The 20,919-nt window shown below is 50.5% G+C and carries 17 protein-coding genes; 11 read left to right on the plus strand and 6 right to left on the minus strand.

The window, feature by feature from the left end:
- Position 1: 1 nt before the first annotated feature.
- Together ACYU87_RS20615 and ACYU87_RS20620 are read right to left on the minus strand one after the other, a co-directional pair.
- Positions 2-2,662, minus strand: coding sequence for a carboxypeptidase-like regulatory domain-containing protein (locus ACYU87_RS20615; protein WP_461135989.1), 2,661 nt, complete (start codon positions 2,660-2,662; stop codon positions 2-4).
- Positions 2,659-3,330: a GLPGLI family protein gene (locus ACYU87_RS20620; RefSeq protein ID WP_461135990.1), complete on the minus strand. Its 672-nt coding sequence runs from the start codon at positions 3,328-3,330 to the stop codon at positions 2,659-2,661. The genes ACYU87_RS20615 and ACYU87_RS20620 overlap by 4 nt, the downstream gene beginning before the upstream one ends.
- Before the next feature lie 586 nt (positions 3,331-3,916).
- On the opposite strand from ACYU87_RS20620, the gene ACYU87_RS20625 reads away from it, so the two are divergent.
- The 3 genes from ACYU87_RS20625 to ACYU87_RS20635 all read left to right on the plus strand — a co-directional run bounded on the left by ACYU87_RS20625 (position 3,917) and on the right by ACYU87_RS20635 (position 7,311).
- Positions 3,917-4,690 carry an FKBP-type peptidyl-prolyl cis-trans isomerase gene (locus ACYU87_RS20625; protein WP_461135991.1) on the plus strand — a complete coding sequence of 258 codons (774 nt, stop codon included), beginning with the start codon at positions 3,917-3,919 and terminating at the stop codon, positions 4,688-4,690.
- A gap of 101 nt (positions 4,691-4,791) precedes the next feature.
- Entirely contained in the window at positions 4,792-6,942 is a 2,151-nt protein-coding gene (locus ACYU87_RS20630) for a carboxy terminal-processing peptidase (protein ID WP_461135992.1), read from the plus strand.
- Positions 6,943-7,071: 129 nt separating this feature from the next.
- Positions 7,072-7,311 (plus strand): hypothetical protein, encoded by a 240-nt coding sequence (locus tag ACYU87_RS20635; protein WP_461135993.1) that lies wholly within the window; start codon positions 7,072-7,074, stop codon positions 7,309-7,311.
- A 6-nt stretch (positions 7,312-7,317) separates the two neighbouring features.
- Here ACYU87_RS20635 and ACYU87_RS20640 read toward each other — a convergent pair whose 3' ends face one another.
- On the minus strand, positions 7,318-8,733 hold the full coding sequence (locus ACYU87_RS20640; RefSeq protein WP_461136047.1) for an MATE family efflux transporter: 1,416 nt from the start codon (positions 8,731-8,733) through the stop codon (positions 7,318-7,320).
- Positions 8,734-8,911: 178 nt separating this feature from the next.
- Between ACYU87_RS20640 and ACYU87_RS20645 the strand changes: the two genes are divergently transcribed.
- From ACYU87_RS20645 to ACYU87_RS20670, 6 genes are all read left to right on the plus strand, one after another.
- Positions 8,912-9,724, plus strand: a complete 813-nt coding sequence (locus tag ACYU87_RS20645) for a DUF4290 domain-containing protein (RefSeq protein ID WP_461135994.1) — start codon at positions 8,912-8,914, stop codon at positions 9,722-9,724.
- A gap of 86 nt (positions 9,725-9,810) precedes the next feature.
- Positions 9,811-11,118: a UDP-N-acetylglucosamine 1-carboxyvinyltransferase gene (murA, locus tag ACYU87_RS20650; RefSeq protein ID WP_461135995.1), complete on the plus strand. Its 1,308-nt coding sequence runs from the start codon at positions 9,811-9,813 to the stop codon at positions 11,116-11,118.
- Positions 11,119-11,301: 183 nt separating this feature from the next.
- Positions 11,302-11,964: a DUF305 domain-containing protein gene (locus ACYU87_RS20655; protein WP_461135996.1), complete on the plus strand. Its 663-nt coding sequence runs from the start codon at positions 11,302-11,304 to the stop codon at positions 11,962-11,964.
- Positions 11,965-12,027: 63 nt separating this feature from the next.
- Complete coding sequence (locus ACYU87_RS20660; protein ID WP_461135997.1) at positions 12,028-12,834, plus strand: bacteriorhodopsin; 807 nt, start codon at positions 12,028-12,030, stop codon at positions 12,832-12,834.
- Positions 12,831-13,643 carry a class D beta-lactamase gene (gene blaOXA / locus ACYU87_RS20665; protein ID WP_461135998.1) on the plus strand — a complete coding sequence of 271 codons (813 nt, stop codon included), beginning with the start codon at positions 12,831-12,833 and terminating at the stop codon, positions 13,641-13,643. Before ACYU87_RS20660 ends, blaOXA begins: the two co-directional genes overlap by 4 nt.
- 84 nt (positions 13,644-13,727) lie before the next feature.
- Entirely contained in the window at positions 13,728-14,621 is an 894-nt protein-coding gene (locus tag ACYU87_RS20670) for an SAM hydrolase/SAM-dependent halogenase family protein (protein WP_461135999.1), read from the plus strand.
- Positions 14,622-14,639: 18 nt separating this feature from the next.
- Here the strand turns inward: ACYU87_RS20670 and ACYU87_RS20675 are convergent, their stop codons facing one another.
- The gene (locus tag ACYU87_RS20675) at positions 14,640-16,472 is read right to left on the minus strand and encodes an ABC transporter ATP-binding protein (protein ID WP_461136000.1); all 1,833 of its coding nucleotides are present in this window, start codon (positions 16,470-16,472) and stop codon (positions 14,640-14,642) included.
- A gap of 187 nt (positions 16,473-16,659) precedes the next feature.
- On the opposite strand from ACYU87_RS20675, the gene ACYU87_RS20680 reads away from it, so the two are divergent.
- Positions 16,660-17,526 carry a tetratricopeptide repeat protein gene (locus ACYU87_RS20680; RefSeq protein WP_461136001.1) on the plus strand — a complete coding sequence of 289 codons (867 nt, stop codon included), beginning with the start codon at positions 16,660-16,662 and terminating at the stop codon, positions 17,524-17,526.
- 21 nt (positions 17,527-17,547) lie between these two features.
- Here ACYU87_RS20680 and ACYU87_RS20685 read toward each other — a convergent pair whose 3' ends face one another.
- Positions 17,548-18,654, minus strand: coding sequence for a glycosyltransferase family 4 protein (locus ACYU87_RS20685; protein ID WP_461136002.1), 1,107 nt, complete (start codon positions 18,652-18,654; stop codon positions 17,548-17,550).
- A gap of 175 nt (positions 18,655-18,829) precedes the next feature.
- Here ACYU87_RS20685 and hemE point away from each other — a divergent pair, with 175 nt between their 5' ends.
- On the plus strand, positions 18,830-19,849 hold the full coding sequence (hemE, locus tag ACYU87_RS20690) for a uroporphyrinogen decarboxylase (RefSeq protein ID WP_461136003.1): 1,020 nt from the start codon (positions 18,830-18,832) through the stop codon (positions 19,847-19,849).
- Between the two features lie 52 nt (positions 19,850-19,901).
- On the opposite strand, the gene ACYU87_RS20695 is transcribed toward hemE, so the two are convergent.
- The gene (locus ACYU87_RS20695) at positions 19,902-20,891 is read right to left on the minus strand and encodes a bifunctional heptose 7-phosphate kinase/heptose 1-phosphate adenyltransferase (RefSeq protein WP_461136048.1); all 990 of its coding nucleotides are present in this window, start codon (positions 20,889-20,891) and stop codon (positions 19,902-19,904) included.
- Positions 20,892-20,919: the final 28 nt, after the last annotated feature.

Here is a 20,919-nt window from a genome sequence, read left to right on the forward strand (position 1 = left end):
GTTAGAAGGGAAAGCCTAAATTAATCAGAAACCATCGACCCAGCATATCGTATCGGGTGGTTGCAACAGACAGGTCGCCGACAGTTTGCACAATGTATTGCTGTTCGTCCAGCAGGTTCCGGCATTCTAACCCTATAGTAAATCCCTTCCGCTTGAGTGAGTAGTCAGCATAAGCGTCAAAAAACCGACTATTTCCTACCGTTCCTCCACTGTAGGAAAAAAACTGCTGGCCGTTGAGCCGCACGCGAAACTGGTCTATTTTTATAACTACTTTTTCCTGAATCAACCAATTAGTTGACGACAGTACGCGCTGAATACCTGTTTGCGCCAGTTGGGTTTCATTAATGGCATACTGGCTACTCAGATTAACCGTGAACGGCTTATTAAACACAGTGTTCAGTTCAAGACCAACATGCCGGCCAATCGATCGGATGATCTGGTCCTGTCCGTTGATACGGTTGTAGCGGGTCAGCGAACTGTATCCTGTATTTCCCTTCAATACGATGTTCAGGGGCACAATCAGTTGCTCAGCGGTACCGGTAAGGTTAATGAAATTTTGTGCCCGTCCGGCCAGACTCATTTGCTGCTGAATCTGATATGGGCTGATGCTCAGATCACTACGCAAAGCGTTTGCCCGGTGCGACACGATCGCTGTTAATCCGAACCGCCTATTGGCCAATAGGTCCTGTTTGTTGAAACTGGCGAATACCAAATGTTCACCCCAGAAGGCAGTCGTATCAAGCCCGCGATAACTCGACCGATAACTGGTTACTAAAGCACCGGGATAATAGTGTTGCAGCGTCTGGTCGCTCAAGTCATATCGGTACGAAACTATTAGTTGACTGGAACTCGAGAACGTATGCCGCACCGTCAGTACCGGGCCAACTAAAGCCGCGTGACTCTTGGTCTGATGATATAACGCCCGGGCGAACGATCCAGTTATGCCAAGGGCGATCTGCGTCCGATTCAGGGTACGACGCAGCGTAGCCCGCAAATGATTCAACAGATGTATCAGTTCGAAACTTTGGCTGTTTATGGTCATTCGGGTACTGTCTTTCGGCGCTGTCAACAGGGTTGTGTATTGCTGTTGCCATGTATGCGTAAGATCATTTTCTACAGACCCGCTAAATCCACTTTTGCTACGCCAATGCCATTCCAGTGCTCCTGAAAGTTCACGACGCATGATTTCGTTATTCTGTTGTACCAATCGGTACTGAATTCCGGCCAACGTGTCGGCATACTTCAGGATGGGTAAAAGAAACGACTGATCAAGCCGCTGAACAGCGTACTGAACAGAAGCCTGTACCGCATGACGTTCACTGACCCGGTGAGTGCCCGACACGCGTTGTACGAACAGCACTGGCATTGAGCCAAGCTGTTCCTGAATCGGTGTATTTGTCAGACTGGACGCAATAGTATGTTCATAATCGCGGGATACATAGGTGCCACGCGTCAGCGCCACGACTTGTGTCTGCTTCGATACATCAACGGTTAATTCGTGCTGCCCGGTTATCGACCGCTCCATCTGGCTGTTGGCCTGCTGTTCGCGAATAGCAAATACCACCGGCGACCGTAGATAGTGCTCGTCGGAAGACTGACTGAATCGGCCCTGATTGTTATAAGCGACTAAATAGGCACTTGATTTGACGCTTTTGTTCCATACTGTTGTCAGACTGGCCGCACCCGACTGCATGCGGCTATCCAGAAACCGACTGGCACGAAGTCCAGTTGGCTGTACGTAATCCAGGCTATTGGAAGCTGTTGTATGGAGCGGTGAAGGCATGGGCTTTTCACCTTCACCTGACGTCTGTCGACTGGCGTCGGGTGACGTACTTTCTGCCGTTATAGTAGAAACATCGCCAATCCACATGCCCTTAACGCTGCGCGTATAACTGATGGCATTTAGTTGTGCCCGATATCGACTGCCGACGTTTGTCGTCAGATCAGCCGAGCCACTAAGCAGCTTACGTTTTTCCGGCCGAACGACCAGATTCACGGCTACCTGATCACTTTGTTTGAATCCTTTGAGGAGTTGGTTTTTCTGATAGCCTTCAATCGTTTGCACTCGATCAATCATACTGGCACGCAGGCTTCGGGTCGCTATGGCGTATCGATCATCGAACAAGTCATCACCATCGAGTAACACCTTTTCAACCCGTTTTCCTTTAAAGTACAGCTGACCTCCTTCGCTAACGTCAAAACCAGGCAACCGTTTCAGTACACTCTCGAGTTTTTCAGAAGACGACGTGTCGGCAAATTGCTTCAGGTCGAACGAGGTCGTGTCGTTGCGCTGTACAATGGGTGCCCGTACCAGTACTTCCTTTAACGTTTGCACTGCTGGCCGCAACTCAGTGGTGTAGAAAGACTGAACGTTATTGGATTCAAGTCGAATCGTTTGCCCTGTGTACCCTAATGCCCGAACAGTAAGTGTATAAGCTGCTGCTGTCGGAGTGGGCAACGTAAATCGGTATTGTCCACGGGTATTGGTATTGCTAAACGCTCGGATTGATGACCCTGCTTCCTCCGTCAAACTGACGCTGGCCATTGGTATCGGCCGCCCGGTGGTATCAGTAACGACACCCTGCACGGTCAACAACGATTGCCCCTTTGCGTGAAAGCAAAGCAAACACAGCACAAAGCTGTAGACAGCAAACCGACTCATCGGACAGTACGTTCGATGAGCGCAGGTTGCATTTTCACATCTACCTCATATTGATTACCAGCAGAACTACTCGCCCCGCGCATCAACTTTTCCATATTGCGCAATTTTTCATCGAGTAGTTTCCGATACGTTACATAGTCTATTGTCTGTTGATTCGATACTGCATGGACGACCGGTCTGGTAGCCAGCGGGTAATCGACGGATAACAAACTAAAAATAACTTCCTTTTCACGATCATTCGCTTCCAGAATCAGACCGGGGAGCCCCTGTAATTTCCAGGGACCGTAGGGTATAGGAATGGCGGCTGCAAACCAAGCTTCGTACGTTCGCCCTCTAAATGTTACAGAAGCATCCTGACACGTGAACTTCCCGATTTGCCGCGACCGTGTACCCAGTGTCCAGGGTAGTGCCCGAAGTGTATCCTGCACCGTTACCAGTTTATTCATTATGTATTCCCGGCTTACCAACTGCCCGGTTTTAGGGGTAGAATAAACCGTCACGTCTACCTCTTTCACCAAATTAATCAGTTGCTTTTCCGACCTGTTCGTATCCACCCTTGTACGAGTAGCCGTGTTTCGGTAGAGCGACGTCTCCTTATTAAACAGCAATTCGGTTTGCAACACGGTACTCAATCGACTACCAGCGAATTGCACTGTTTGCTGATACATGACTCTACCTGTTGCTACAGAGTCTATCAGGTGTTGCGCCGTAATGGACGATACACCTGACAGAAAAAAACCAATGATCAGGGTGCATCGTCTCCGTGAATGACATACTATAATTTCCTTCATCTTCCAGCTAGTGATGTGCTTGATAAACTGATGTCATCAGGAGTGATTCCGAATATCGGTTACATAGTATAGATACAGACATATTCATGTATACGTTTTATGTTTTTATGTATAGTTGCGGTAATATATTTGAAAATGTGTACACTTAATCTAAAAACAAATAAAATTTTTAACTAACCTAGCGCATCAGAATAAAACAAAGTAATTCATAGATCTGGTGATAGATTGTATAATCAACACTGGCGTATTTCGACCTATGCTTACACACATACATGATAACATACATATAGATGATGTACAGCAGCTACGTTTTGCCTTAACCATTACACTTCCTGCCCTTAATCACAAGACCGCACCTGTGTTGTTTTTTGATAAATACCCAATCAATCTAAACTTTTATCCTATTCATTCACGTTTAAATAGCGTATTGCATTTCCTTTATATACACCCGTTTCGTTTTCGCATGAAGTTCAACCAATGGATGCTGGCCGGTATTGCGTCAGCCGTTTTTGTCGCCGGTAGCGCGACTGCTCAGGTAAAGAAACCAGTTGCTAGAAAAGCGGCTCCAGCCAAATCAGCCACCGCCACCAAATCCGCTACCGCTGGCTCAACGCTGGCCTCTACACAAGATTCTGTTAGTTATAGTATCGGACAGTTTATGGCGCAGAGCCTGAAACAACAGGGATTGACCGAACTTAACCGTGACCTGTTGATGCGTGGTCTACAAGATGCGCTGAGCGGCCAGCCGGCTTTGCTGACGCCGGAGCAGAGTAGCCAGGTAATGAATGGGTTTATGCAAAAACAAATGGCCGTTCGCAATGCAGAAGGCATAAAGGCATCGGCCGAGAATAAAAAGATTGGTACGGCTTTTCTGACGGAGAACAAAGCAAAGGCAGGGGTAGTTACTACCGCCAGTGGATTGCAGTATTCCGTTGAAAAAGAAGGCACTGGCGCCAAACCAGCCGCCACGGATCGGGTAAAGGTACATTACACCGGCCGCCTGCTAGACGGTAAGGTATTCGACAGTTCGGTAGAACGCGGCCAGCCTGCCGAATTTGGCGTGAATGAGGTGATTAAAGGGTGGACAGAAGCCTTGCAACTGATGCCCGTTGGATCAAAATGGAAACTGTACATTCCTGCAGAATTAGCGTACGGAGATCGTGGTGCCGGTGCCGACATCAAACCCGGTTCAACGTTGGTCTTCGACGTAGAGTTGCTTGATATTGTTAAACAATAGTTCAAAGAGCAAAAGAAGAAAAGAGTGAACGAGCAGGAACACTGGTTACCAATTCGCTCGTTCACTTTTTCGCTCTTTTGCCATTAACCTGGGTAGTGTCGATGAAAAAGTATCTGGTAACCCTAGTGCCCGTGCTGATGCTGAGTTTTCAGCCGGATTCACCAACGAATGGAGCGACCGGCGTAAACTCGTCTGGTACATCCAGAAGCACAACCCGTAACGGTACGCTGTCGTCGCCGACGTCGGTGTCTGCTGCCGGTGACCTTCAACCCACGATTTCGCAGGAGAAAGTTGAAACGCTGGTTGCTAAATTGCTAACGACTTATCATTATCGCAAGGTGCGGCTCAATGACTCCTTGTCGTCGGTTGTTTGGGACAACTATTTGAAGGAAGTGGATGGAAACAAAGCCTATCTGCTGGCTTCGGACGTGGCCGCTTTCGAGAAATACCGGTATCAGATCGACGATGCCCTGGTTAACGGCGATTTGACCGCGGCCTACGATCTGTTCAATGTGTACCGGAAACGGTATCAGGAACGCAGCGCCTTTATTAAGGAGCAAATCAAGAAGCCGTTTACATTCACAGCCGACGAGAGTTTCAATACGGATCGGGAAAAAGCCGCCTGGCCCAAAACGGTAGAAGAGCAAAATGAACTGTGGACCAAAATCCTGAAAAATCAGCAGCTGGAACTACGGCTGGGCAGCCGGAAAGATAGTGCGGTTGTGGCGTTAATGAACCAACGGTACACGAACCTCGATAAAGCCATCAACCGGGTGAAAAGTGCTGATGTGTTTCAGATGTACATGAACTCGTTTGCCGAGGCTCTTGATCCGCACACGAACTATCTGTCGCCTACCAACGCTGATCGGTTCAACCAGGAAATGAGTCAGTCACTGGAGGGTATCGGAGCTATGCTACGTGAAGATGGTGATTACATCCGCATTACCGATGTACTACCCGGTGGTCCGGCGTTCAAAAGCAAGCTCCTTAACAAGGAAGACAAAATTGCGGGTGTAGCCCAGGGCGATAATGGTCCGATGGTGAACACCATGAACTGGCAGGTCGATGAAGTCGTCAAGCTGATCAAAGGGCCAAAAGGCACCATTGTCCGGTTGCAGGTTTTATCACCCAATGCCATAGCGGGTGCGCCACCAAAGGAAATCCGACTGGTGCGCGAAAAAATTAAGCTGGAAGAACAACGGGCTAAGAAAGAAGTCATTGAGGTAACCGATAATGGGAAGCCGTTTAAAATTGGGGTCATCAATGTTCCGATGTTCTACCGCGATTTTGAAGGTGCCCGCAAACGGGAAGAAGGTTTCAGCAGCACGACCAGCGATGTTAAGAAGTTTGTCGAAGAACTGAAAGCCGATAAGGTTGACGGCATTGTCATTGACCTTCGCGACAACGGCGGTGGTTCGTTGACCGAAGCCATTGACCTGACGGGTATTTTCATTCCCAAAGGTCCTGTGGTACAGGTGAAAGAATCAACGGGTGAAACCGAAGTATATTCGGACAAAGATGGTGGTACGGTAGTTTACGATGGTCCGCTGGCCGTTCTGGTGAACCGGTTCAGCGCTTCGGCTTCGGAGATTTTCGCAGCGGCCATCCAGGACTATAAACGTGGTATCATCGTTGGCGGACAAACGTTCGGCAAGGGTACGGTACAAACGTTGATCGACCTGAACCAGTGGTTGCCCAAAGAGCCGGAAAAGGTTGGTCAGGTAAAAATGACCATCCAGAAGTTCTACCGCATCAACGGCAGTAGCACACAGCACAAAGGCGTAACGCCCGATATTCAGTTGCCATCTGCTTTCTCAGCCGAAGAATACGGTGAAAGTTCGCAGCCAAGTGCGTTGCCCTGGGATCAGATCAATACCACCCGATATGAACTGTCCCGTGGTCTGGATGATAAAATTCTGAGTCGTTTGCGGGATCGTTTCGACCAACGGCTCAAGTCAGACCCCGAGTTGAAACAGCTATCGCAGGATCTGGCCGATTTCAAGAAAGCGAAAGAAAATACGGTCGTATCGTTACAGGAATCGAAGCGCCGGAAGGAGCGTGACGAAGCCGAACGGAAACGGGCTGCAGCGAACAAAGTGTCGCAGGCCTCGGCCCCGGTTGACGAAACAGGTACACCACCTGCCAGTACAACGGCCGCAACGCCCAAGAAGAAAAAGGACCTGTATCTGAATGAGGCAGGTTTGGTGCTGGCTGATTACATTATGGCGGCTCACCTAGCAGTTAATAAATAATCAGGGTAGTTCCTACAGATACAGGAAACGCGCAACGAACCGTTGCGCGTTTCTTTTGTTTAAACAGGGCATTCCCGGTCATAAATGCGAAACCGGGACGGCCTCTCAACCTATTCATCATTGCCGACAATGTGGTATTTTCTTATCAAACAGGCTGCACTCGACAGGGCACATTATCAGGCCCTACAAAAGCGTGCAGTCCTGACCGAAGTTGAGTTATTCAACGAACCCTATGAGAACTGGTACATCTTTTCGGTTGAAAAAGAGGCCTATACTTCGTTTATGGATCACCTCGATCGCGATGGTATCTCGTACGACTTAACGGCCGACCGCCCTACTCGGGAGGAAATGCTGGACAGCATGCGGTGAGAAGACTTAGCTGTTCTGAACGTCTGGTAGACTGGTAGCCATAAACAATTTCGCCCGTCGGAAAAAACGCCATGTCAGCAAAACGGCCGCAATGCTCAGGCCCGCCAGTAAGCCGATCCATACCCCTACGGCGTCCATGCCAAACGGGAAAGCCAGCACATAACTCAAAGGCAAGGCAACAACCCAGTACGAAAACAACGTAATCAGCGTCGGTACATTAACATCCGACAAACCTCGTAAGCCTCCCAGCGCCACCACCTGTATTCCGTCGGAAAGCTGGAAGAATCCGGCCATAATGACCAGCGAAGCGGCAATAGCCATTACGTCCGGGTTATCGCGGATATAGAGGGTTACCAGCCAGTTATTGGCCGTCAGGAATACCAAAGCCGCCAGGCTCATAAAACTCACTGACAGCAGGAAAGCCGCAATGCCGGCCCGTAAAACCCCCATCCGGCTCGATTGCCCCACGGCAGCACTGACCCGAATGGCAGCCGCCGACGAAATACCCGTTGCCATCATGTAGGTCACCGAGGCCATATTGATCGCAATCTGGTGAGCCGCCAGTTGCGCTTCGCCCAGCCAGCCAACGATAACAACAGCCAGCGAAAAGGTAGCGACTTCAAAGAAAAACGTTAACCCACCCGGAATACCCAATCGTAAAATGGCCCAGGCTTCGGTAGCTACGGGAAGCGAGTTAAACTCTTTTTTCAGATAGATCCGAAAATTCGGCGTTCGATACACATAGACCAGCATAGCCACAGCCATAAAAACCCGCGACAACAGCGTAGCCATAGCCGATCCCATTAATCCCAAGGCCGGGAATGGCCCAGCGCCTTCAATGAACACATAATTGAGTAAGGCATTGACCCCAAGCGCCGACAATGTGATGGCCATGGCAACGCGCGGGTAACGAAGTCCGTCGCACAACTGACGGGTTGCCACAAAGACCAGCAACGGCAGCAGGGATGCACTCAGGATGAGCATGAAATCGCGAGACAGGCGGGTTACTTCGGGGGTCTGACCAAACAGGCCAAAATTATACGCCAGCAAAACCGACAGCCCGCCCACCAGTACGCTGAGCAGAAGCGACACACGTAATCCAGCTCTGAACAGTCGATTGACAGCCGCTGGACTGCCTGCCTGATCCGTTGCCCGGTTATTGGCCTTGGATACCAGAGCCGCCACGACCGACAGCCCCCCTACCCCGATACTCGACATCAGGAACGAAATGGAGTTGGCCAGCCCGGCAGCACCCAACGACACTGAGCCCAGCAATCGCCCAACGAATAAATTGTCCGTGACTCCCATCAGAACAACACCCAACTGAGCAATAATTATCGGAATACTCAGACGAAGCGTATCCGCAAATTCGGCGCGGTAAACAAGCAACAAGGCAGACAGTGAGCGATTTTCGGGCAACATGCCACAAAGGTAGCGCTTATCCACCTACCAACCTTTGTATCCTGCCGGTTGTCGCGGGTCCCTACGCTCGATACCCCTTGCCCCTTGCTCCATTCCTTCGTACTTTTGCTTTCTTTATCATCTATCGGGCAAGCCCTTGAAAGAATACGGCAGTAGTATCCAAAAGTTAGTTGACAACATGGTCAACATTGACGATCGCTCAACCCGAACTCGGTATGCACATATCCTGATCGAGTTAATGCGGCAAATCCATCCGAACATGAAGGATGGTCAGGACTACTACAACAAATTGTGGGACGACCTGTACATTATGTCCAATTTCACCCTAGATGTCGATAGTCCTTACCCGCCCCCTTCCGAAGAAGCGCTGGGTAAGAAACCGCAACGGGTTCTTTATAACACACACAATCTGAAGTTCAAGCATTTCGGTCGGAACGTAGATTTATTGATCGCTAAGGCCGTTGCGCTGGAAGAACCCGAGGAGCGACGGGCGTTTGTTTCTTACCTGACACGGTTGATGCGGACGTTTTATCAAGCCTGGAATAAAGAGTCGGTTGAAGACGAGACTATATACCAAAGCCTGATCGAACTCTCGAATGGCAAGCTTTCCGATGACATAAAACTCATTCGGGAAGAAGGGCTCGTTGACGCAACGCCCCGCGAACGCACCGGCGATCAGCCGCAACGGATCAGCAACAACAGCAACAACTACCGGAATGATCGGAATCGGGAAGGGGGTATCGGACAGCAGAGTCGTCCGAACAACCGAAACGACCGTGACAACGGGGTTCGCGGTAACAACAACCGCAATCGCGACGGTGGATCACGCGACAGCGGAAATAGCCAGCAGGGGCGGCCAACCAACCGGAATGATGGTTCGCAACGTAACTTTGGTAACCGCAATCGCAACGATCGCGATGGCGGACCACGCGATGGCGGGTCACGTGACAATGGAACACGCAACGACGGACCACCGCGCAGACGTCGATAGTTTTCTTCTTGACGACTGGTTAATGAAGTTTGACAGACAGGCTTTGTTAACCAGTCTTTGTTTTCTCCTTATTCATACTTTCCTAAATGGCATCTTTTCAAATCACAGGCGGACGCAAGCTGAAAGGCGAATTAAATCCGCAAGGCGCTAAAAACGAAGCCCTGCAAATTCTCTGTGCCGTATTACTGACCAAAGAACCTGTTACCATTCACAATATTCCGGGCATTCGGGATGTCAATCAGCTTATCGACCTGCTCGGCGATCTGGGCGTATGGGTCACCAAAATCGGCGAAAGTTCGTACCGCTTTCAGGCGAGCGACGTTAACCTCGACTACCTCGAAACGGACACTTATAAACGCAAGGCAGCTGCCCTCCGGGGGTCGGTCATGTTGCTCGGCCCGATGCTTGCCCGGTTCAAAAAGGGGCGCATTCCCCGGCCCGGTGGCGACAAAATCGGTCGTCGTCGATTAGACACTCACTTTCTTGGCTTCGAAAAACTGGGCGCCCGGTTCAATTACGATGCCAACGATGGTGGCTATTACCAGGTTGATGCCAGCAACTTACGGGGCACGTATATGCTGCTCGACGAAGCGTCGGTAACGGGTACGGCCAATGTGCTGATGGCGGCTGTCATGGCTGAGGGAACAACGCAGATTTACAATGCGGCCTGCGAGCCTTACCTCCAGCAGTTGAGCAAAATGCTCAATTCAATGGGTGCCAAGATTACAGGTGTGGGGTCTAACCTGCTCACCATTGAAGGCGTGTCGGAGCTAACGGGCACGGAGCATACGATGCTTCCTGATATGATTGAGATTGGTTCGTTTATTGGCCTTGCCGCCATGACCCAGTCGGAGATCACGATCAAGAACTGCCAGATTCCTGAGTTGGGTATCATTCCCGATCAGTTTAAGCGGTTGGGGATTCAAATGGAGTTCCGGGGTGATGATATTTTCATTCCGGCCCAGGAACGTTACCAGATCGAAAGCTTCCTGGATGGTGGTATGATGACCGTTTCTGACTCGCCCTGGCCAGGCTTCACCCCCGATCTGTTGAGTATTGTCCTGGTTACGGCCGTTCAGGCGCAGGGCACTCTGCTGATTCACCAGAAAATGTTCGAGAGTCGCCTTTTCTTTGTCGACAAGCTTATTGACATGGGCGCTCAAATTATTCTTTGCGATCCGCACCGGGCAACCGTTGTTGGCCTGAACCGGCAAATTCCGCTCAAGGGCATTCGCATGTCATCGCCGGATATCCGGGCGGGCGTGGCGCTACTCATTGCGGCCATGTCGGCGCAGGGAACCAGCATCATCGATAACATCGAACAAATCGACCGGGGCTATCAAAACATCGATACCCGACTCAATGCCATTGGCGCCGAGATCATCCGGTTGTAACTGGCTGCATCGTTTTTCTTCTTTCTGAATAGGGCGGGCAACCGCCCTATTTTTGTTAGCACGCTACCGAATGCTCATTAACGAACTGACTAAACCGACGTTGTGCTCATTAAACCTTCTGGCTCTGTTTTTGTCTTTAGGATAGAATAGGCTTAGTTTACCACCTAAAAATAAGTTCTTCCAATGAAAACGATGCAAGCTAACGTATCTATTTGGGCACTGGCAGCCCTGCTCTCAGGTAGTACCCTGGTTGCCTGCGCGCAGGCAACCACCGGCGCAGCAACAAGCGGCACAAGTACGGCCCAGGCTAACTCTTCCGCTAAAACAGTGCTTTTAACGCCTTTGCAACAGACGGTTACGAAAATAAAAAAGTTGGTACCAACGGGAGATCCTGATTTTGATTATTCCTTTCAGGCCAAACTCCATACCCAGGGTATACAGGACTTGTTAAAACAGGAAATTCAGAACGGGAAAGATACGGCCTTCATCAATCTGGCCAAAACAATGGTGCCTGCTACTGAAGCAGATATTGCGTTACTGGATGGAACCATGCGCCAGCTAAAACCAACGCGACCTAACCAGGCATTTACGCAGCAGCAAAGCCGGAACATTGAAGCCATGAGTCTGAAGCTGCAACAAACGGGTACCAGCGACAAGCTGACTAGCAGCATAGACAGTAACTTTTCAACGCTGTTGCTCGACCAGCGGCAGGACGCCATCGACATGGCGACGACTTACCTGCAATACGGCAACAACGCTACGTTGAAAGAATATGCCCAGAAGATGATCGATAAGGCCAAGCAACAAATGGCACAGATGAAAGCGATGCCGACAACGCCTAAATAAGCTTTACCATTGCGCCATGAATGCAGTAATGTTAGTTTTGACACCACTAACGTTACTGCATTCATGGAAATAGCTGGTTCTTTTGTTCCCACGGCGGGTGTCGTTGGTGTTTTTCCCTTAGTCACGTACTTTCTATTGATCGTGGCTACGTACAGTTTTCTGGGTACCTTCATTGTTTCGCTGGCCTCGCGCCCAGCCGGAATCTCACAACCAGCCCAGCACAAAGTCACCATTCTGACGGCCGTTATCGTAGCCATATCTGGTTTCTCCTACTATCGGCTTCAAGGTCATTACCACGATGTACTCGCCGATCTGGCAACGGTAGCGGATGCCAGTGACAGGCAAACACTCATACGAGAGTCGTACAATGCCATCGGGCAATTCCGCTATATGGACTGGGCGGTTACTCTCCCGCTACTGCTTGTTCAGGTGGTTTTAATCACTACCCAGCGGCCAGCGGTTCGAACACAGACGCTGGTCAGGCTGATAGCAGGGAGTTTCTTTATGGTGCTGACTGGTTATATCGGCCATCAACAACTCGCTTTCGACAACGAAATTCAAGTTGGCTCCAAGTTACTATGGGGAGCCATTTCCATGCTTGGATATGCGATCGTTCTGCACACGCTAGTCAGGTTCTGGAAGGACGTCGTCAGTCAGTCTCCGTCCGGTTTACGCGCCAGCTATCGGCTGATTGCCTACGCGCTTGGCGTCTTTGGCGTTCTTTACCCCCTCGGTTACATCCTGACTCTCTTCCCGATCGACTTTAACTGGATTCATATTGCCTATACCATTGCTGATATCAGCAGTAAGATTGGGATAGGTCTGATTCTCTATTTTTCGAATACGAGCTTACACCAGTCAAACGAATGAACCCGCTGTCTTTTCTTTCCATTCTGTTTCTTTTGTCCGCTTATCAGTCTCCGTCGGTAGTTGAGCGGCCTGATCTGGCCCGTTTTTTTGATGAAGAGCAATTGCCCGGTTCTTTTTTGCTGTATGACCTCAAAAAAGATACCTACACCGCTTACCGATACGAGCGATGCCAGCAGACATTTCTACCGGCTTCGACGTTCAAAATTGCGAATACCCTGATTGGTCTGGAAACGGGAATTCTTCAGGACGAAAACACCCCGATGAAATGGGATAGCGTTAAACGAGACGTGGCAGCCTGGAATCAGGATCATACGCTTCGGTCCGCCTTTCAGGTATCCTGTGTTCCTTGCTACCGCGAACTCGCCCGACGTATAGGACGGGATCGAATGACCTCCTTTGTCAAAAAAGCGCGTTACGGACATATGGATATTCACGCCAGCAATCTCGACCAGTTCTGGCTGACGGGAAAGTCGCGCATTTCGCAGGTGGAAGAGATTGATTTTTTGAAGCGTATCTACCAGGGTAATGTCCCGTTTTCCGAGCGGAACCGTGCGATTCTGAAAAAAGTCATGCTCCTGGAGGATAAACCGGGTTACAGGCTATACGGTAAAACAGGCTGGGCTACCAACGTAGACGGCACCACCGTTACAGGGCCAAATATCGGTTGGTTCGTAGGCTACGTGGAGAAAGGAGATAACGTCTACTTTTTTGCGACCAACGTTGAACACACCAGTCCGGTACCCGATACGTTTGCTTCGGGCCGTCGGCGAATTACGGAGAAAATTCTGGCCGAGTTAGGTATCCTGTAGCGTCAAAGAAGCTGTTCTGCCTTTTCGTCTGTCACCCAACGAAGTCAAGCCACTCGTCTGTTAAATTCGTAAAGCACATACCCTATGCGTTCGTTCTACGGTTCTGTTTTCTTTTTCCTGTTTAGCCTGCCGCTGGCCATTGCACAAAATGGCATTGTGGTCTTTCAATCTGATTTCGGCCTGAAAGATGGTGCCGTATCAGCAATGAAAGGAGTAGCCGTAGGCGTATCGCCAAACCTTACGTTGCTGGATCTTACCCATGAAATTCCGCCCTACAACATCTGGGAGGCCGCTTACCGGCTCTACCAAACCGTTCCCTATTATCCGAAAGGCACCGTATTCGTTTCCGTTTGCGATCCCGGCGTAGGGACCGAACGGCGTTCTGTCGTGCTGTTAACGAAGTCTGGACATTACCTTGTTACTCCCGATAACGGCACCCTTACCTTGGTTGCCGAACACCTCGGCATTCAGGAGGTTCGGCAGATTGACGAAGCCATTAACCGGCTTAAAAATTCGGGCGCATCCTACACGTTTCACGGTCGCGATGTCTATGCGTATACGGCTGCCCGTCTGGCGTCCAAAACCATTACGTTTGCCCAGGTAGGTCCTGCCATAGCCGCCGACGTTGTGCAACTTCCTTACCAGAAAGCAGTCATTGAAAAAGGTACGGTGAAAGGGAATATTCCTGTTCTGGACATTCAATATGGCAATGTCTGGAGCAATATCCCCAAAGCGATGCTTGACCAGTTGGGAGTTAAGCCCGGCGAAACACTGCGCGTTCAGATTCTTCACAAGAACCATATTCTTTACGACAAGCGCGTTCCGCTGGTCAACACCTTCGGTGAAGCAGCCACAGGCGACGATGTCGGTTATGTGAACAGTCTGCTGAATTTTTCCATTGCCGTAAACCAGGGCAATTTTTCGGAGAAGTACAAGGTATTTAGTGGGCCAGACTGGACACTCGCCGTCAGTAAGTAATAACAAAAGAAGGAGTCACTAAACGCTCTGCATCGTATTTAATCGACGGTAGAATCCTTCACTCAGGTTCAGGAGTTCATCGTGCCGACCCCGCTCCACGATATGGCCCTGATTGACTACCAGAATCTCGTCGGCGTGTTGAATGGTGCTGAGCCGGTGCGCAATAACCAGCGTTGTTCGGTTGGCCATTAAGCGCGTCAGGGCCTCCTGTACCAGTTTTTCGGACTCGGTATCCAGCGCCGATGTGGCTTCGTCGAGAAGCAGAATCGGTGGATTTTTCAGGATAGCCCGGGCAATACTGATACGCTGCCGTTGTCCGCCAGACAACTTACCGCCCCGGTCGCCGATGATCGTCTGGTAACCAGCTGTCTGATTCACAATAAACTCGTGAGCGTTGGCAATGCGGGCCGCTTCCATAACTTCCTTTTCGGTCGCTGCACTGCCAAAAGCAATGTTGTTGTAGATCGTGTCATTGAACAGAATACTCTCCTGCGTCACAATCCCCATAAGTCCCCGCAAAGAAGCCATCGAACAATCGCGCAGATCAATTCCGTCGATGAGAATGGTACCGGCAGTAGGGTCGTAAAATCGGGGAATCAGGTCGGCAATAGTTGATTTCCCCCCACCCGACGAGCCAACGAGAGCAATGGTTTTTCCTTTCTGAAGCTCGAACGTAATGTCGCGCAGTACGGGCGTATCGGCAGTGTAAGCAAACGACACATGCTGCACCGAAATTTTATCCCGAAAATCAGTCAGTTGAACCGCGTTGGGCTTGTCCTGAACGGTGGGAACAGTATCGATCAGCTCCAGCACCCGCTCGCCCGAGGCCAACCCCCGCTGCGATCCGCTGAAGGCGTTGGATATATCTTTGGCAGGACGGGTTACCTGCGAGAAAATGGCAATGTACGCAATGAACTCAGCCGCCGTCAGATCGGACTGCCCGCTCAGTACGAGCGAACCGCCGTAGAACAAAATACCCGCGACAACCGCTACGCCCATAACTTCCGAAAACGGAGAAGCAAGTTCGCGCCGGTTAGCCAAGGAGCGAACAGCCGTGCGATAGCCTTCGTTTTCCCGCCGAAATTTGTCCAGGATAAATCCTTCTGCCACAAATCCTTTCACCACCCGCATCCCGCCAAACGTTTCGTCGAGTAAGCTTACCAGACCACTCAGCCGTAGTTGAACTTCCTGCGCATCCCGCTTCATCCGACGGACGAGCGTAGCAATGAAACCGCCCGAAATAGGAATGACGATAATGGCGAATAAGGTCAGTTTAACCGAAATACTAAGCAGGGCTACGATGTAGCCAATCAGCAGAAATACCTCTTTCGACGCGGCCGACAGGGTGTTGGCAATGGAGTTTTCTACTTCCTGTACGTCGGTCGTCGTACGCGAAATAAGGTTTCCTTTCCGCTCGTTCGAGAAAAAGCCCAGGTGGAGTTGCAGCGTTTGCGCAAATACGGCTTCCCGAATTCTGGCCACCATACGTGCCTTGAACGACTCTAATTGTCTGACAGAAAGATATTTGAATAAGTTGTTAAGCAGCACCGACAGGATGATGACAAAGCAGACGAATTGCAAAGCACCAACTTTGCCATACTCCTGGAACACCTGGGCGAAATAGTACCTAAAAAAGTCGGTGGGTCCGGTCGTGATGGAGGGAGCAGGCTGGTTCAGAAACGCCTGCATTTCGTTGGCATCAACCTTGTCGAATAAAATGCTCAACAACGGGATCAGCAGAGTGAAATTTAATACGCCAAAGACGCTGGATAACAACGATGTTAACACAAACGGCGTTAGAAAGCGGCCCAGCGGTTTGGCAAATGAGAGTAATCGAAAGTATGTTTTCATTCTTCCTGCAAAGGTACTCTTAACCGGGATTTTCTGATTAATCTGAAAGACTATGATTTTGCGCTCACCAGTCCCAAGGAGAAGCGGCTAGTTCACAGAGAGAAATCGGGTACATTAAATCGCCACATTCGGGGACGCTTGCCGGTTCGCGAATGTTATAGAATGGATAGGTCAATTGTTATGTCTCATGCTTGAATTCATTTTAGTATCCGTCTTCGTGGGTTATCTGGTTTACCTGCGCTATTATGCTGATCAACGGACAAATGCCCAAAAAGAGGCCGAGCAGTTACGGGAGGGCATTGCGCTTTACGAAACAGGTCAGTTTGCCAAATCCCTCACATATTTCAACAATGCCGTGCGTACCCGACCAACGTCGGCGGTGGCCTACCTGTACCGCGCCCGGATTTATCGGGAGCTGGGCGACCAGCAGGCGGCCATGGCCGACCTGAACCGGGGGAAGAGCTACGACGATAGCATTACCGAACTTCATCTGGAGAGTGGGCAGATTCATTACCAGAACCAGAATTATCCAACGGCATTTCAGGACTTCGACAAAGCGATTTTCCATAGTCATGGCGACGCGGCTGAGCCTTACCACTGGCGTGGGTTAGTACGTCAGCAACTCCGCCAAACCGAGCAGGCCGAGCAGGATATAGCCAAAGCCAGTCAACTCGAACAGTTGGTAAAAGACAGGCAATCAGCCGCCCCAGTAGAACAGAACGGCTTTTTTGACCGGCGATTTTTCCTCAACGCGGGTCTGACCGTGCTGGCGAGTCTGATTTTACTATACCTCATTAAACTAAGCCCGGTTATTCACTGGCCCTATTTATGGGCTGCCTCATCGGCTGTTGGTATCGGATTTCTTGAGCCCCGAAAGGGCTGGGCAGTGGCTATTTTGCAGGTACTAAGTATCTTGATTGGGTATTATGTAGTGGTTGGGCCGGACCCACTCAGTACGCATCGGGAAGTAGAAGTATTTAGCCTATACGGTTCCGTCGGGCTGACCTTTGCGGGCAGTCTGATCGGTAGTGTCCTGCGCAAGGCCCAGCGCTGAGTAGAGTAGTAATTTATTTTTTCAGCATTTTGGGTTCACCAATCCTTCATACAGCTTCCAGTACTCCCCCGCTACGCTTGGCCAGCTGAATCCGGCAGCCCGGCGACGTAACCGGTCTTCACGTAGCGAATTCTGCCCAAAATCGTGCAGGCCATCGTGGAGAATTTTGGCCATGTTCTCCGGCTCGAAGTTGTCGAAATAATACGCTTCTTTGCCACCCACTTCGGGTAGACTCGTCAGGTTGGAAATGAATACCGGCTTGCCGAACGTCATGGCCTCAGCCACAGGCAAACCAAATCCTTCCGTGAGGGAGGGGAATAAGAACGCTTCACAATGGTCGTAGAGCCACAACTTGGTCGCTTCATCGACTGAACCGGGTAATAGCAGGCGGTCGGCAATGCCGAGTTGCCGGGCCTGGTCGCGAATGTGCTGGGCGTACGCATGACGGTCGGGTCCTGCTAAAACCAGCCGATAGTCGGGAAAGGCTTCCAACAACGGAAGCAGCGTATGGACATTCTTTTTCGGGTGAATAACGCCCACGAACAATAGAAAAGGTGACTGGGTAAACGACCGAATGGGCGCATCAGCCGGAGCTGAACCGGCGGGAATGTGCGTCGGTGTATTTTTTGGATCGACGGCAACCCCCGTATAAACGACTTGCAAAGGAACCGTATCAGGAATATGCAGATGCGCTTTAATGACCGAAGCCGTAAACGCTGACCCGGCCGTCAGAAGCGAGGCCCGATTAATTTTGCGTTGAAGTCGAGCCAGTTTGCGTTCCTTTTTCGTAGTGGAATAATCCGCCCGTTCCAGAAAGTTAAGGTCGTAGATCGTCAGCATTAGCTTCGCTGGCTTGTTCAGCAACGGACTTGGCAAATAAACGGAATCCTGATGCAGGCAATGCCAGACATCATACTGACCCGGAATCAGGAGTTTACGCTGCCAGGATGCTTCGACGTACGATACCGAAGGGCCAAAAACGCCCGATTGCCCTTTTGGTACCAGAAAAGTAAGCGCCCACTCGTTGGGGCACTGACGAACGATTTCGTGGCCAAGATGAAGGCAAACCTGTCCTAAACCGCTGTTAAGGTCGCGCAGACGCTCAGCGTCAATGAAGAGAGAAGGCATGGTGTCGTCGTATTTTGGCAAAATTGGGAAATTTTGCCAGGACCTCACAAAATAAATTCAGCCTACTTGCTACCCAGCGACCTTACAGCACTCCAGGCAAGAAAAAGTAACAGAACCACAGTGCTTGGCGAAACTCGGCTTACATGAATCGTTCTTCAGGGCTTATCTTTGCACCATGACTTTACAAAATGACTTATTGCTTCGCACTGCACGGGGCGAGTTGACCGAACGAGTGCCAGTCTGGATGATGCGTCAGGCGGGGCGTGTGCTTCCTCAATACCGGGCCGTTCGGGAAAAGGCGGGTAGTTTCATTACGCTGGCCAAAACCCCCGAACTGGCGGCTGAAGTGACCATTCAGCCGGTCGATGCATTCGACGTAGATGCCGCGATTATTTTCTCGGATATTTTGGTCGTTCCCGAAGCGATGGGGCTGCCTTATGAGATGGTCGAAAGCCGGGGACCCGTTTTCCCGTCGACGGTGCGGAACCAGGCCGACCTGAGCCGGTTGCGCGTTGCCGATGCCGAAAGTGATCTGGGCTATGTACTCGACGCCATCAAGCTCACAAAGAAAGAACTGAACAATCGGGTTCCGCTCATTGGTTTTGCCGGAGCCCCCTTCACAATTTTCTGCTACATGACCGAAGGGAAAGGCTCAAAAACCTTTTCGGTTGCCAAGAAACTGCTCTATACAGATCCCAATTTCGCGCACGCCCTATTGCAGCAAATTACCGATAGCACGATCGCCTATTTACAGGCTCAGATACGGTCGGGTGTCGATCTGGTTCAGATTTTCGATTCATGGGCGGGCATTCTCTCCCCCGAGCAATACCGCACGTTCTCGCTGCCTTACATCAAACAGATTTGTGACGTGATCTCGGCTGTACCCGTGACCGTTTTCGCCAAAGGGGCCTTTTTTGCCCGTCATGAAATTGGTCAACTGAGCTGTGATGTCGTCGGTTTGGATTGGAACATGGATCCGAAAGAATCGCGGGCGTTGATTCCGGACCGGGTCTTACAAGGCAATCTGGACCCCTGTGTGCTGTACGCTGATTTTGCCCAGATTCGGGCAGAAGTAAAACAGATGTTCAGCGACTTTGGTCACCAGCATTATATTGCCAACCTCGGCCACGGCATCTATCCCGATACTGATCCTGACAAAGCCCGGTGTTTCGTCGACGCGGTTAAGGAAATGTAACGTAGCGATGCGGCATACTGACCTCTGGTCAGTATGCCGCATCGCTACGTTATTACAAGCACTCTTTTGCTTCCTGTTTCAACTGGGCTTTGTCGATGGGCACGACACCAACTGATTCACAGACCAATCCGCCACCCAGGTTAGACAAACCGGCAATGATGTGGGGGGGTTGTTTCAGTGCAACGCAACAGGCAGCAATGCTGATCACGGTATCTCCGGCCCCCGATACATCGGCAATTTTACGAATGTGAGCGGGTAATTTCAGTTTCTCGTTGTGGTAATCAATAAATGCTCCCCGCTCCGATAACGTAATCAGGGCCCCTTTCAGGTTCAGCGTGTTCTTTAGCTGCTCGACCACGGCCTGAAACTCTTCGGCATTATCTATATCAAAATCTACCTTCAGACCCTCCCGTAGTTCTTTCAGGTTTGGCTTGAACAGCGTTGTATTCCGGTATGACAGGAAGTTGCGCTTTTTGGGATCAACCACGGTGGGCACCCGCTGTTCATTGGCAAAATCGGTAATTTCGGCAATGGCTTCTTTGCTTAGTACCCCTTTATCGTAATCTTCAAAAATAACGACGTGGCAGCTCGGAATTAGCTCTTTGGCTTTGGTAATTAATTGCGTCCGTTCGTCGGCAGTTATGTACTTATCCGTTTCCGTATCGACTCGAACGACTTGCTGAGAACCGGCAATGATCCGCTCTTTGATGGTGGTGATGCGGGATTTACTTCGGATGAGTCCATCGCAATTCAGCCCCCGATCGCAAAGCTCCTGTTCCAGCAAATCGCCCGGCCCATCGGTACCGATAATTGAACAAATAATGGCTTCGGCGCCCAGTGCCTGCACATTCAACAGCACGTTGCCAGCCCCACCCAGACGCCGTTCGCGCCGATCGACTGTTACGACCGGCACGGGAGCTTCGGGCGAAATCCGTTCAACACGCCCCCAGACGTACGAGTCCAGCATGACGTCGCCAATAATCAACACACGAAGTTTGTCGAACTGATCGAACAGTTCATCCAGTGACATATCTAAAACCATAAGGTCGCGAGCAGGACTCATAGGTGTA

This window comes from Spirosoma lituiforme (assembly GCF_054776635.1).